Here is a 13,773-nt window from a genome sequence, read left to right as displayed (position 1 = left end):
CGCAAATCTGCGACAATCGCGCATCCTCAGAATGCCGATCATGAAAAAGCAGGCTCACCTGCATCATTAAAAAGCCCCATGACTGACCACGCCATCGACAAATTGCTGCACAACCTCGACCACGCCATGATTGCCGACCGCCACCGCTTGCGGCGGCAATTGCATGAGCTGCGCAAGCGCCCAGACGAGGCCAAGCTGGCGCAGTGGGTGGACAAGGTCCAGGCCTCTTGTGCCCAGGTTACCGCGCGCCAGCAGAGCGTGCCGGTCGTGCGCTACGACGACAACCTGCCGATCGCCGCCAAACGCGACGAAATCAAGAAGGCCCTCGCCGAACATCAGGTGCTGGTGATTGCCGGTGAAACCGGTTCGGGCAAGACCACGCAGTTGCCGAAGATCTGCCTGGAACTGGGCCGTGGCAGCCATGGCCTGATTGCCCACACCCAGCCACGGCGCATTGCCGCGCGCAGCGTGGCGGCGCGGGTGGCCGAAGAGCTGGGTACGCCGCTGGGTGGGTTGGTCGGCTACCAGGTCCGTTTCGAAGACCAGAGCGACGCCAACACCCTGGTCAAGCTGATGACCGACGGCATCCTGCTGGCCGAAACCCAGCATGACCGCTTTCTCGAACGCTACGACACGATCATCGTCGACGAAGCCCACGAGCGCAGCCTGAACATCGACTTCCTGCTCGGCTACCTGAAGACCTTGCTGCACCGCCGGCCCGAACTGAAGCTGATCATCACCTCGGCGACCATCGACCTGGAGCGCTTCTCCAAACACTTCGACAATGCGCCGATCATCGAGGTGTCTGGCCGCACCTTCCCGGTGGAAACCTGGTACCGCCCGCTGACCAGCGAGCAGGACGAAGAGGGCAACCAGATCGAGGACGACCTGACGGTCGACCAGGCGATTCTCGCCACCCTCGACGAGCTGGCCCAGCATGAGCGCGGCCAAGGCAAAGGCCCTGGCGACGTGTTGATCTTCCTGCCGGGCGAGCGGGAAATCCGCGATGCCGCCGAGATCCTGCGCAAGGCGCAACTGCGCCATACCGAGATTCTGCCGCTTTACGCGCGCCTGTCGCCGGCCGAGCAGCAGCGCATCTTCCAGCCGCACACCGGGCGCCGGGTGGTGCTGGCCACCAACGTCGCCGAAACCTCGCTGACCGTGCCGGGCATTCGCTATGTGATCGACACCGGTACTGCGCGCATCAGCCGCTACAGCTACCGCGCCAAGGTTCAGCGCCTGCCCATCGAGGCGGTGTCGCAGGCCAGTGCCAACCAGCGTAAAGGCCGTTGCGGCCGGGTTGAGCCGGGCATTTGCGTGCGCTTGTACAGCGAAGAGGATTTCAACAGCCGGCCGGCGTTCACCGACCCGGAAATCCTGCGTACCAACCTGGCGGCGGTGATTCTGCAAATGTTGCACCTGCGCCTGGGTGCCATTGACGCGTTCCCGTTCATCGAGCCGCCAGATGGCAAGGCCATCAGCGACGGCTTCAACCTGTTGCAGGAACTGTCGGCGGTCAACCGCGAGAACCAGCTGACGCCTATCGGCCGCCAGTTGGCGCGCCTGCCCATCGACCCGCGGCTGGGCCGCATGCTGCTGGAGGGCGCACGCCAGGGTAGCTTGCAGGAAGTGTTGATCGTCACCAGTGCGTTGTCGGTGCAGGACCCGCGCGAACGCCCGCCCGAGCGCCAGCAGGCGGCGGACCAGGCGCACGCGCAATGGAAGGATGTGGACTCCGACTTCGCCGCGTTGGTGAATTTGTGGCGCGGCTTTGAAGAACAGCGCCAGGCGCTGACCGCCAACCCGTTGCGTAACTGGTGCCGCAAGCACTTTCTCAATTACCTGCGCCTGCGCGAATGGCGCGATGCCCATCGCCAGCTGGCATTGATTTGCCGTGACCTGCAACTGACGGTGAACAAGGAACCGTCCGACTACCAGAAGTTTCACAAGGCCATCCTCAGCGGCCTGCTCAGCCAGATCGGCCACAAAACCGAAGAGGGCGACTACCAGGGGGCTCGCCAACGGCGCTTCTGGGTGCACCCGTCGTCGGGCCTGGGGCGTAAGCGCCCGCAGTGGGTGATGGCCGCCGAGCTGGTCGAAACCACCAAGTTGTATGCACGCGTGGTGGCCCGGATCGAACCGGACTGGATCGAGCCGCTGGCCGGCCACCTGGTCAAGAAGAACCACTTCGAGCCGCACTGGGAGAAAAAGCGCGGGCAGGTCGTGGCCTATGAGCAGATCACCTTGTACGGCCTGATTCTGGTCGGGCGGCGCCCGGTGCACTTTGGCCCGATCGACCCGGCCACCTCGCGGGAGCTGTTCATCCGCGAGGGCCTGGTAGGCGGCGAGATCCAGTCCCGGGCCAAATGCCTGGCGGCCAACAAGCGCCTGCTGGAGCAGCTTGATGAACTGGAGGCCAAAGCGCGTCGGCGCGATATTCTCGCCGATGAAGAAACGCTGTATGCGTTCTACGAGGCGCGCCTGCCCGAAGAAATTCACCAGACCGCCACCTTCGATGCCTGGTACCGCATGGGCAGCCAGAAGGACGCCAACCTGCTGATCATGCGCGAAGAGGACGTGCTGGCGCGTGAGGCCAGCGAGGTCACGGCGGCCCAGTACCCCGACAGCCTGCAGGTGGGCGAACTGCGCCTGCCGCTGACCTATCACTTTGAACCGGGGCACCCGCGCGATGGCGTGACCGTGCGCGTGCCTGCGCCGTTGTTGCCGAACCTGCCGGGTGAACGCCTCGAGTGGCTGGTGCCGGGCCTGCTCGAAGCCAAGTGCGTGGCGCTGGTACGCAACCTGCCCAAGGCCCTGCGCAAGAACTTCGTGCCGGTGCCCGACTTCGTCAAGGCGTCGCTGGCACGCATGCCGTTCGCCCAGGGGGCCTTGCCCCAGGCCCTGGGCCAGGAATTGCTGCGCATGACCGGTGTGCGTGTAGCCGACGAGGCCTGGGCCGAGTCGGTGAGCCTGGTCGAGGGCCACCTGCGCATGAATATCGAGGTGGTCGACGGCCAGGGCAAGTTCCTGGGCGAGGGCCGCGACCTGGCCGAGCTGACTGCCCGTTTTGCCGCCGCCAGCCAGGCCGCGTTGGCCGTACCGCGCACGGCTGACGCCGAAAAGCCGGTGCAGGCCAAGGCCTTCAGCCCCGTGGCGCAGACCACCCAGCAAAAGATCGCCGGCTTGTCGATGACGGTCTACCCGGCATTGGTGGACGAAAACGGCACGGTGCGCGAAGGCCGCTTCTCGACCCAGGCCGAAGCCGAGTTCCAGCACCGCCGTGCCTTGCAGCGGCTGCTGCTGCAGCAACTGGCCGAGCCGGCCAAGTTCCTGCGGGGCAAGCTGCCGGGGCTGACCGAACTGGGCCTGCTGTACCGCGAGCTGGGGCGTGTCGAAGCGCTGGTCGAGGACATTTTGCTGGCCAGCCTGGACAGCTGCATCCTCGAGGGTGAACACCCCTTGCCACGCGAGGGTGCGGCCTTGGCCGGGCTGGCCGAACGCAAGCGCGGCAGTTGGGCCGAGCACGCCGAGCGCCTGGCCCGGCAGACGCTGGAAGTGTTGAAGCTGTGGCACGGCCTGCAGAAGCGCTTCAAGGGCAAGATCGACCTCAGCCAGGCCGTGGCGCTGAATGACATCAAACAGCAGTTGGGCAACCTGGTGTACCCAGGGTTCGTGCGCGAAACCCCGGCCACCTGGTTCAAGGAACTGCCGCGTTACCTCAAGGCAGTGGAACTGCGCCTCGAGAAACTCGGTGCGCAGGTGCAGAAGGACCGGGTATGGAGCGGCGAGCTGGCCAACCTGTGGGCGCAGTACAAGGCCCGCGCCGACAAGCATGCCCAGGAGGGCAAGCGCGATGAGCAACTGACCCTGTACCGTTGGTGGCTGGAGGAATACCGGGTGTCGCTGTTCGCTCAGCAACTGGGCACCAAAGTGCCGATTTCTGACAAAAGATTGAGCAAGCAGTGGGGCCAGGTGGAAGGCTAAACTTCCACAGTTGTGGCAGTATTGATGCAATTTGGGGCCGCCTGGCGGCCCTTCGCGGGTGAGCCCCTCGCCCCTAACTTGGCACTAAAGTGCCACTAGGCTGTCCTATTCCCGCCAGCGCCTCCGTGGCGATGGCCTTCGAACAGAGGAACGACCGTGCATAACGTCGTGATCAGCGGCACCGGCCTGTACACCCCGGCCCAGAGTATTTCCAACGAAGAACTGGTGGCCTCCTTCAACGCCTGGTCCCAGCAGTTCAACCAGGACAACGCCGCCGCCATCGAGCGTGGCGAAGTCGAAGCGGCGCCCTTGTCGGATGCCGCGTTCATCGAAAAGGCCTCGGGCATCAAGAGCCGCTTCGTCATGGACAAGGCCGGCATCCTCGACCCCCAGCGCATGAAGCCGCGCCTGCCGGAGCGTTCCAACGACGAACCCTCGGTGCTTTGCGAAATGGCCGTGGCCGCGGCTCACCAGGCCTTGCAGCGTGCGGGCCGCACGGCTGCCGATATCGACGGCGTGATCGTCGCCTGCTCCAACCTGCAGCGCCCGTACCCGGCCATTGCCATCGAAGTGCAGCAGGCGCTGGGCATTCAGGGCTTTGCCTTCGACATGAACGTAGCCTGTTCCTCGGCCACGTTCGGCATCCAGACCGCAGCCAACAGCGTGGCCCTGGGCCAGGCGCGTGCAGTACTGATGGTCAACCCCGAGGTGTGCACCGGGCACTTGAACTTCCGTGACCGCGACAGTCACTTCATCTTCGGAGATGCGGCCACCGCAGTGGTGCTCGAGCGCGCCGACAAGGCCAGCTCGGCGCACCAGTTCGATATCGTCAGCAGCAAGCTGTGGACCGAATTCTCCAACAATATCCGCAACAATTTCGGCTTCCTCAACCGTGCGGCGGAAGAGGGGCAGGGCGCTGCGGACAAGCTGTTCATCCAGGAAGGCCGCAAGGTGTTCCGCGAGGTGTGCCCGAAAGTGGCCGAACTGATCGGTGAGCACCTGCAGGAAAACGGCCTGAACCCAAGCGATGTGAAGCGCTTCTGGTTGCACCAGGCCAACCTCAGCATGAACCACCTGATCGTCAAGAAGCTGCTGGGGCGAGAAGTGGCCGAGGAAGACGCCCCGGTGATTCTGGACCGTTACGCCAATACCAGCTCGGCAGGCTCCGTCATTGCCTTCCACCTGTACCAGGATGACCTGGCCAAGGGCGCCTTGGGGGTGTTGAGCTCGTTCGGTGCGGGGTATTCGATTGGCAGTGTGATCCTGCGCAAGCGCTGATCACCTGGTCTGATCCGAGATAGCCGGGGCCGCTTTGCGGCCCATCGCGACACAAGGCCGCTCCTACAGCAAATCGCGTACCTGCAAAGGGCGCATTCCCCTGTAGGAGCGGCCTTGTGTCGCGATGGGCTGCAAAGCAGCCCCAGCTATTTCACAGGCAAAAAAGAGCGGGAAACGCCGGATGGGGTCGGCATTCCCCGCTGTTGCGTGTTTAGAACTTGGCTTCCAGGTCCAACTGCAGGGTATCCACGTCCGCATTGCTGTTGGGCAGGTTGGAGTAGTCGGTCTTGGCCATCAGGTAGGTTGCACCTACGCCGAAGTTCTTGTCGATTTCATAACCGACCTTGAACTTGTGGCCACGCGAACCTGTGAAGCCGGCGCCGAAGTCAGAGTCGGTGAACAGGCTGACCACACCGTTACGCTGCACGTCGCGGTAGTTGTAGTCCAGGCTCCAGGCGCCGATCTTGCTCTTCAGACCGGCCAGCCAGGCTTTATCCTTGCCGTCGGTGCTTTCGGTATTCTTGACGAACTGGCCGTAGGCAGACAGCGGTATGGCAAAGCCGGTGAAGTCGACCTGACCGAAGCCTTCCACCAGGTTGAACTCGTTGGTGGTGTTGCCCAGCGAGGCCAGGGCGGCCGAAGCCTTGTCGTTGTCGTAGCCGTAGATGCTGCCGCCCACGGTCACCTTGACGGTGTCGGCTGCGTTGAACCTGGTGCCCAGCTGGCCTGCGTACAGCTGCGCGTCATGCTTGAACTGCACGCCGTCGCCATCGACGTTGTCTTTCAGGTTGTAGTGACCAAGGCTGCCGAAGACTTCAGCCGGGCCAACGTTCATCTTGTAGCTAGCTGCCACACCTTCCGGGTTGATGTCGCTGTCCCAGATGATGTCGCCCATGCTGACCCACGGCTGGTTCATCTTGCCGCCGATCAGGTGCAGGTTGGGCACGGCAGTCGGGTGCCAGTCGAGGTAGGCCAGGTCGACCCACAGCGATTTCTTCTCGAAGTAGTTGTCCAGGCTCTGGTTGGTCGAGCGGGCATCGGCGCTGCTGCCGGTGGCCACACGCACGCCGGCGTCGACTTGCGGGTTGATCTCGCTGTAGAAGCCGACACGGGCACGTACGCGCTCACGGTCCTGGTTGCCACTGCGGGAGATCGGGTTGTCGACGTTGACGTCTTCGTAACGCAGGCGCACATCGCCCTTGATCTGGGTCTTGGCGGCCCATGCCACTTTTTGTTCAAAGGAGCTCATACGTTCGGACTGAGCTTTCTGGTCGGCCTTTTCCTTGGTTTCTTTTGCCAGATCGCCTTGCAGTTCATTGTACTGCGCCTGGTTGATCGAGCCGTTGGCGCGCAGCATTTCGAGCAGCTTGGCGTCGACAGCAGCACTGGCCGGGGCGCTCAGGGCCAGCATCATGCCGGTGAGGCTCATTCCGGTAAGTGTAGAAACAAGACGCATAAGGTTCTCCCTACTGAAAAAAATGGGGGAGGCTCAAGCGCCTGCCCCTGTGTTGGCATGTTTCCGGAAAGGGCCTGAATAGACAGGTTCTGGTGTTCCGGAAAACAGGCGCAAGTATTGCGAGGGGCGGTGACAGATTAATGTCTGATTAGTGGCACTGTTGTTAAGTAAGTGAGAAGAAAAGGGGCAGCCTGACGTTCATCATTTGAGTGACGCGCCTGGGTTGGGGATACTGAACGCCTCCCGACTGCGAGCCAAAACCGTGACCAGCCTGTACAGCCTTGCCCATTTGCGTGATCTTCCGGCGGCCACCTGGGATGCCCTGGTGCCTGCCGGCCAACCCTTCCTGCGCCACGGCTTTCTCAGCGCCATGGAGGACAGCGCCAGCGTTGCTCCTCAGACGGGCTGGGCTGCCGAGCACCTGGTGCTGGAGCGTGACGGGCAGGTGCGGGCGCTGTTGCCGGCCTACCGCAAGTGGCATTCGTTTGGCGAGTACGTGTTCGACCACGGTTGGGCCGATGCCTGTGAGCGGGCCGGCATTGCCTATTACCCCAAGTTGCTGGGGGCGGTCCCGTTCAGCCCGGTCAGCGGCCCGCGTTTGCTGGCCGACGACCCGGCCGATGGGCTGCTGTTGCTGCAGGCGTTACCTGAGTACCTGGGCAAGGGCGGGCTGTCGGGTGCCCACATCAATTTCACCGATGCGGCGCTGGACCAGCAGTTGGCCGGCCTGCCGGGCTGGCTGGAGCGCCTGGGCTGCCAGTTTCACTGGCAAAACCGCGGCTACCGCGATTTTCAGGACTTTCTCGACAGCCTCAGCTCGCGCAAGCGTAAGCAGATGCGCAAGGAGCGCGAGCAGGTGGCGGGGCAGGGCATCGATTTTCGGTGGTACCGGGGCAATGAACTGGACGAGGCGCAATGGGACTTCGTGTTCCGCTGCTACGCCAACACCTATGCCGTACGGCGCCGTGCGCCCTACCTGACCCGTGCGTTCTTCAGCCTGCTTGCCGAGCGCATGCCCGAGGCGCTACGGGTAGTGATGGCCCGCCAGGGCGGGCGGGATGTGGCCATGGCCTTGAGCCTGGTGGGGGGTGATAGCTTGTTTGGCCGCTATTGGGGCTGCCTGGACGAATTCGACCGGCTGCATTTCGAAACCTGTTTCTACCAGGGCATGGACTTCGCCATTGCCGAAGGTTTGCAGCGCTTCGATGCCGGTGCGCAAGGTGAACACAAGCTGATTCGCGGGTTTGAGCCGGTGCTGACGCGGTCGTGGCATTACCTGCTGCACCCTGGGTTGCGGCGGGCGGTGGAGGATTTTCTGGTGCAGGAGCGGGAAGGGGTGAAGGGTTATGCCGAGGAGGCGCGGGGGATGTTGCCTTACCGCCGTGACTGAGAGACTTGTATTGCTTGTAATGGCCCTATCGCTGGCAAGCCAGCTCCCACAGAGATCGCCTCAGGGCTGACAGGTGTTTGCCACAAGGTATGGCAGCGCCTGTTAGAGCGAGCGCCGCCCGCGATTGCGCCGCGCGGGCGGCGCTCGATCTCACAGGCGCTGAAGATGCTCCGGCTACCCTTGCCAGAAACCATAGAATCTCCCACAGGATCACCCCACACCTTGAAATCTGTAGGTACCTGTGGGAGCTGGCTTGCCAGCGATAGGGCCATTACAGGCGTCAGTCAACCCCGACAAACCCCCCGGTCTGGTGGTGCCACAACCGGGCATACAGCCCCTGCTGTTGCAGCAGTTCACTGTGGCTGCCAAGTTCGACAATGCGCCCTTTGTCCAGCACCACCAGCCGGTCCATCCGGGCAATGGTGGAAAGCCGGTGGGCAATGGCGATCACCGTCTTGCCCTGCATCAGCGTCTCCAGGCTTTCCTGGATTGCTGCCTCGACCTCTGAGTCCAGCGCCGACGTGGCTTCGTCCATGATCAGGATCGGCGCATTCTTCAGCAGTACCCGGGCAATCGCGATACGCTGGCGCTGGCCGCCCGACAACTTGACCCCGCGTTCGCCCACATGGGCATCGAAACCGCTGCGGCCCTGGGCATCCGAGAGCTGTGGGACGAACTCGTCGGCGCGGGCCCGGTGCACGGCTTCCTGAAGTTCGGCGTCGCTGGCGCCGGGGCGGCCGTACAGCAGGTTGTCGCGGATGGAACGGTGCAGCAACGAGGTGTCCTGGGTGATCATGCCGATCTGCGCGCGCAGGCTGGCCTGGCTGACTTCGGCAATGTCCTGGCCGTCGATCAGGATGCGCCCGCCCTGCACGTCGTACAGCCGTAGCAGCAGGTTGACCAGGGTCGACTTGCCAGCCCCGGAAGGGCCGATCAAGCCGATTTTCTCGCCGGGGCGGATGTCCAGGTTCAGGCCTTCGATCACGTTGCTGGCCTTGCCGTAATGAAAGTCGACATTGTCGAAACGTACAGCGCCACGGCTGACTTTCAGGGCCGGGGCGTTGGGCCGGTCGGTGACGGTGACAGGCTGGGCGATGGTCTGCAGGCCATCCTGGACCATGCCGATGTTTTCGAAGATGCCGTTGACCACCCACATGATCCAGCCGGACATGTTGACGATGCGGATCACCAGGCCCGTGGCCAGGGCAATGGCGCCGACGGTTATCAGCGATTGGCTCCACAGCCACAGCGCCAGGCCGGTGGTGCTGACCACCAGCAGGCCGTTGAGGGTGGTGATGACCACGTCCATGCTGGTAACCACCCGCGAGGCCAGTTGGGTTTTCTCGGTCTGTTCGCGGATCGCTTCGCGCGCGTACTGCTGCTCGTGATCGGTGTGGGCGAACAGCTTCAACGTGGCGATGTTGGTATAGCCGTCCACGATACGCCCCATCAGTTTGGAGCGGGCGTCGGATGAGATCACCGAGCGCTCTTTCACCCGGGGTACGAAGTAGCACAGCGCGCCGATGTAGCCGACGATCCACAGCAGCAGTGGCAGCATCAGGCGCCAGTCGGCCTCGGCGAACAGCACCAGCGAGGTAACGGCGTAGATCAGCACATGCCACAGCGCGTCCACCGCCTGCACGGCGGAATCACGCAGCGAGTTGCCGGTTTGCATGATGCGTTGGGCAATGCGCCCGGCAAAGTCGCTCTGGAAGAAGTTCAGGCTCTGCTTGAGCACGTAGCTGTGGTTTTGCCAGCGGATCAGGCTGGTCATGCCGGGGTTGATGGTCTGGTGCACCAGCAGGTCGTGCAGGCCGAAGAACAGCGGCCGCAGCAGCAGGATCACGACCAGCATCCAGGCCAGCTCACCCTTGTGCTCACTGAAGAAATTGACGTTGGGTGTGCCCTGGGCCAGGTCGATGATGCGGCTGAGGTAGCTGAACATCGCTACCTCGATCAGCGAGGCGAACAGGCCGACCACCAGCAGCGCCAGGAAGCTGGGCCAGACCTGGCGCAGGTAATACAGGTAGAACGCCCACACGGTGCTCGGCGGCGACTCGCTGGGTGCTTCGCGGAAGATGTCGATCAGTTGCTCGAAACGACGGTACAGCATGGGTAGCGACACTCCTGTTCCAGCCTGCCTTCAGGCGGTTGCACGTCCCTGTGCAGCCTGCGGTCAGTCGATACGTTTGGCCGACTTGATGAACACCGGGTCAGCCGGCACATCGCGCATGCCTTTCTTCACGGTAGTGGGCGAGTTGACGATCTGGTCGACCACCTCCATGCCTTTGGTTACCTTGCCGAACACGGCGTAACCGGCATCGCGGCCCGGGTTGAGGAAATCGTTGTCAGCGACATTGATGAAGAACTGGCTGGTAGCCGAGTTGGGGTTGGAGGTGCGTGCCATCGACAGGGTGCCGCGGGTGTTCTGCAAGCCATTGCTGGCTTCGTTCTTGATCGGGTCCTTGGTGTCTTTCTGCACCATCTGCTCGGTAAAGCCGCCACCCTGGACCATGAAGCCGGGGATTACCCGGTGGAAAATGGTGTTGTTGTAGAAGCCGCTGTCGACGTACTGCAGGAAGTTCTTCGTGCTGACCGGTGCCTTCTCGGCGTTCAGCTCGATTTCGACCTGGCCGAAGCTGGTGTCCAGCAGCACGTGCGGGGTCTTGTCGGAGGCCATGACGCTGGTGGCGAAGGCGAGTGAGCAGGCGGTGAGCAGGAGTTTTTTCAGCATGGGCTCAAAGATCCTTGAGGGGTGGAAGCGGCTGCGAGGAACTGCAGCAGGGTCTGGTTGAAGACCTCGGGTTGATCGAGGGGTGTAGCGTGCCGGGAATCGTCGACGACGACCAGCCTGGCGTTGGGGATCAGGGCGACGTAGCGTTGTTTCAGGTGTATCGGCGTGTAATCGTGGTCGGCGGCAATCACCAGGGTAGGACACTGGATCTGGCCGATGCGTTCCTGCACGCCCCAGTCGACGATGGCATCGAAGCTTTTGAGGTAGGCGCGCTTGTCGTTGCGCGCCCAGCGCTGGGCCATTTTCTGCCGCAGCGCGGCCTGCTCGGGTTTGGGGAACAGCCGTTCGGCCAGGCCTTTGCCCACGGTTTCGACACTCAGGACGCGTGCCAGGCCCCAGCGCTTGAGCCACCATAACCAGTCACTGCGGCTGCGGCGCTTGACCTCGGGGGCACTGTTGACGATGCACAGGCTGCGCAGCCACTGAGGGTGGTCGACGGCAAACTGGAAGCCGACCATGCCGCCCATCGACAGGCCCACGAAGTGCACCGGCCCGGTGTGCAGGTGTTCGAGCAGGGCCAGCAGGTCGGCACTGAAGGTTGCAATGTGGTAGCCGTCCTGTGGCTTGTCGGAGCGGCCGTGGCCACGGATGTCCATGAGGATCACCCGGTAGTGCTGGCTGAGCACGGGCACCTGAAGCTCCCAGTCCTGGCTGCTGGAGCCCAGCCCATGCAACAACACCAGGGGTTGGCCTTGGCCGTATTCCTGATAATGCAGCGTGCATCCTTCGTGTTCGAAGTAGGCCATGGGCGCGGTCCTTTCAAGCTTGTGGGGGGGCTGCGAAGGGCACGTCCAGCGGCGCAGTGTCGAAGTTGCGCAGCAAGTCGATGAGAATCTGCGTGGCCGGGCCCAGGGTCTTTTCCTTGCTTGAATAAAGGTAGAACAGTGGGTGGCGGCTGCCACCCTGGTCCAGCGGCAATGGCTTGAGTACGCCTTCGCGCAGCTCGCGCTCGATCATGTGCCGGGGCAGCCAGGCAAAGCCCAGGCCGCTGCTGACGAAGGTGGCGGCGGTGCCCAGGCTACCGACGGTCCAGCGCTGTTCGGCACCCAGCCAGCCAACGTCGCGTGGCTGGGCCCGGCCAGAGTCGCGGATCACCACTTGCAGCTGGCTTTCCAGGTCCTGGAAGGTCAGTTCACGGCCCAGGCGGTGCAAGCTGTGTTCGGGGTGGGCAACGGCAACGAACTCCACGGCACTCAGCTCGGCGCCCAGGTAGCCGCCGATGCTGTAGCTGCTGATGGCCAGGTCGGCGATGCCTTCGTGCATCACTTCTTCCACGCCCGACAGCACTTCTTCACGCAGGCGCACGCGGCAGCCACGGCTTTGCGGCATGAAGGCGGCCAGCGCGCGGACCAGCCGGGCGCTGGGGTAGGCGGCGTCGACCACCAGGCGTACTTCGGCCTCCCAGCCCTGCTCCATGTGGTGGGCCAGGTCCTCGAGCTGGCTGGCCTGCTTGACCAGGTGGCGCGAGCGGCGCAGCAGCACACTGCCGGCTTCGGTCAGCACCGCCTTGCGGCCGTCGATGCGCAACAAGGGCACGCCCAGTTGTTCCTGCATGCGGGCCACGGTGTAGCTGACCGAAGATTGCGAGCGGTGCAGGGCCTCCGCGGCCTGGGCAAACCCGCCATGGTCGACCACTGCTTGCAGGGTCCGCCACTGGTCAAGGGTTACGCGCGGCGCTTTCATCTTTCGCTCCTGTTGTCCTAAGCTGCGCTCTTTGCAAGGAGAGCGGCCATGAAGAAATGTTGTGCGGCAATATTGATGTGCCTGCCCCTCGGGGCCATGGCTTATCCCATCGATGTGGACAAGCACCTGGACGGGGTCAAGCTCGACTACACCGCCTACGACACCGCCTACGACATCGGCGCCATTACCCTGAACAACTATGGGCAGGTCGCGGCGGTCTGTAAGGTGACCTTCCGTAATGGCCCGGAGGCGCCACGGGTGCGCCGGGTGAACGTAGCGGCCGGGAAAAGCGCCGACGTCACGGCCAAATTCAACCGGCAGATCATCAAGCTGCGCATCGCCGTGCAATGTAGTGCGAAATAAACTGATTAATCGATAGGTTGAACCCACTTTTTACGCTTTTTTATCGATAGGTCAAGCCTTAATCTCACCTCCATCGAATCGCAACCCTTTTGCCGATGGAGGCACCGCTCATGGCCCACGTACTGATCATCGAAAGCAGCGCCCGCCAGCAGGATTCCGTTTCCCGCCAGCTGACCCAGGACTTCATTGCGCACTGGCAAGCTGCCCACCCGGCCGATCAGATCACGCTGCGCGACCTGGCGCTGAACCCGGTGCCGCACCTGGATGCCAACCTGCTGGGCGGCTGGATGAAGCCCGAAGCGCAGCGCAGCGCTGCCGAGCTGGAGGCCCTGGCCCGCTCCAACGAACTGACCGACGAATTGCTGGCGGCCGATGTGCTGGTAATGGCTTCCCCCATGTACAACTTCACCATCCCCAGCACCCTGAAGGCCTGGCTGGACCACGTGCTGCGTGCCGGCATCACCTTCAAGTACACCCCGACTGGCCCGCAAGGCCTGCTGACCGGCAAGCGCGCCATTGTCCTGACCGCCCGTGGCGGCATCCATGCCGGTGCCAGCAGCGACCACCAGGAACCGTATCTGCGGCAGGTGATGGCCTTCATCGGTATTCACGATGTCGACTTCATCCATGCCGAGGGCCTGAACATGAGCGGCGAGTTCCACGAAAAGGGCCTCAACCAGGCCAAGGCCAAACTGGCGGCGGTGGCCTGAACGTTATCGAATTCCCAACCCTGACACCTGTTTTTGCTCCTTTGGGTGTACCTGCCCGGCCTTGATGGCCGGGCTTTTTTATGCCTGGTGTGTTGTGGATGGCTGTGCCGGCCTG

Annotated in this window: 10 protein-coding genes; 5 read left to right on the top strand and 5 right to left on the bottom strand. The window is 63.1% G+C overall.

What is annotated here, in order from left to right:
- The first annotated feature begins 78 nt into the window (after positions 1 to 78).
- The gene (hrpA, locus tag DMX12_RS12270) at positions 79 to 3,984 is read left to right on the top strand and encodes an ATP-dependent RNA helicase HrpA (protein ID WP_110677793.1); all 3,906 of its coding nucleotides are present in this window, start codon (positions 79 to 81) and stop codon (positions 3,982 to 3,984) included.
- 156 nt (positions 3,985 to 4,140) lie between these two features.
- The gene (locus DMX12_RS12265) at positions 4,141 to 5,262 is read left to right on the top strand and encodes a beta-ketoacyl-ACP synthase III (protein WP_009686756.1); all 1,122 of its coding nucleotides are present in this window, start codon (positions 4,141 to 4,143) and stop codon (positions 5,260 to 5,262) included.
- Positions 5,263 to 5,473: 211 nt separating this feature from the next.
- Here DMX12_RS12265 and DMX12_RS12260 read toward each other — a convergent pair whose 3' ends face one another.
- The gene (locus DMX12_RS12260) at positions 5,474 to 6,718 is read right to left on the bottom strand and encodes a putative porin (RefSeq protein ID WP_110677791.1); all 1,245 of its coding nucleotides are present in this window, start codon (positions 6,716 to 6,718) and stop codon (positions 5,474 to 5,476) included.
- Between the two features lie 262 nt (positions 6,719 to 6,980).
- Here DMX12_RS12260 and DMX12_RS12255 point away from each other — a divergent pair, with 262 nt between their 5' ends.
- On the top strand, positions 6,981 to 8,108 hold the full coding sequence (locus DMX12_RS12255; RefSeq protein WP_110677789.1) for a GNAT family N-acetyltransferase: 1,128 nt from the start codon (positions 6,981 to 6,983) through the stop codon (positions 8,106 to 8,108).
- Between the two features lie 280 nt (positions 8,109 to 8,388).
- Here DMX12_RS12255 and DMX12_RS12250 read toward each other — a convergent pair whose 3' ends face one another.
- The 4 genes from DMX12_RS12250 to DMX12_RS12235 form a co-directional block, all read right to left on the bottom strand.
- Positions 8,389 to 10,221, bottom strand: a complete 1,833-nt coding sequence (locus DMX12_RS12250; protein WP_110677787.1) for an ABC transporter ATP-binding protein — start codon at positions 10,219 to 10,221, stop codon at positions 8,389 to 8,391.
- Between the two features lie 63 nt (positions 10,222 to 10,284).
- Positions 10,285 to 10,842 carry a peptidylprolyl isomerase A gene (locus DMX12_RS12245; protein WP_009683102.1) on the bottom strand — a complete coding sequence of 186 codons (558 nt, stop codon included), beginning with the start codon at positions 10,840 to 10,842 and terminating at the stop codon, positions 10,285 to 10,287.
- Positions 10,836 to 11,648, bottom strand: a complete 813-nt coding sequence (locus tag DMX12_RS12240) for an alpha/beta fold hydrolase (RefSeq protein ID WP_110677785.1) — start codon at positions 11,646 to 11,648, stop codon at positions 10,836 to 10,838. The genes DMX12_RS12245 and DMX12_RS12240 overlap by 7 nt, the downstream gene beginning before the upstream one ends.
- Positions 11,649 to 11,661: 13 nt before the next feature.
- The gene (locus DMX12_RS12235) at positions 11,662 to 12,585 is read right to left on the bottom strand and encodes a LysR family transcriptional regulator (protein ID WP_009683100.1); all 924 of its coding nucleotides are present in this window, start codon (positions 12,583 to 12,585) and stop codon (positions 11,662 to 11,664) included.
- A gap of 48 nt (positions 12,586 to 12,633) precedes the next feature.
- On the opposite strand from DMX12_RS12235, the gene DMX12_RS12230 reads away from it, so the two are divergent.
- Together DMX12_RS12230 and DMX12_RS12225 are read left to right on the top strand one after the other, a co-directional pair.
- Positions 12,634 to 12,948, top strand: coding sequence for a 3-phosphoglycerate kinase (locus DMX12_RS12230; protein WP_110677783.1), 315 nt, complete (start codon positions 12,634 to 12,636; stop codon positions 12,946 to 12,948).
- Positions 12,949 to 13,058: 110 nt separating this feature from the next.
- Complete coding sequence (locus tag DMX12_RS12225) at positions 13,059 to 13,658, top strand: FMN-dependent NADH-azoreductase (protein ID WP_110677781.1); 600 nt, start codon at positions 13,059 to 13,061, stop codon at positions 13,656 to 13,658.
- Positions 13,659 to 13,773 lie beyond the last annotated feature (115 nt).

The organism is Pseudomonas sp. MB-090624 (assembly GCF_003205245.1).
Taxonomy (GTDB): domain Bacteria; phylum Pseudomonadota; class Gammaproteobacteria; order Pseudomonadales; family Pseudomonadaceae; genus Aquipseudomonas; species Aquipseudomonas juntendi.
Note: the sequence above shows the minus strand (reverse complement) of the source record. Positions and strands in the feature narration are given on the sequence as shown.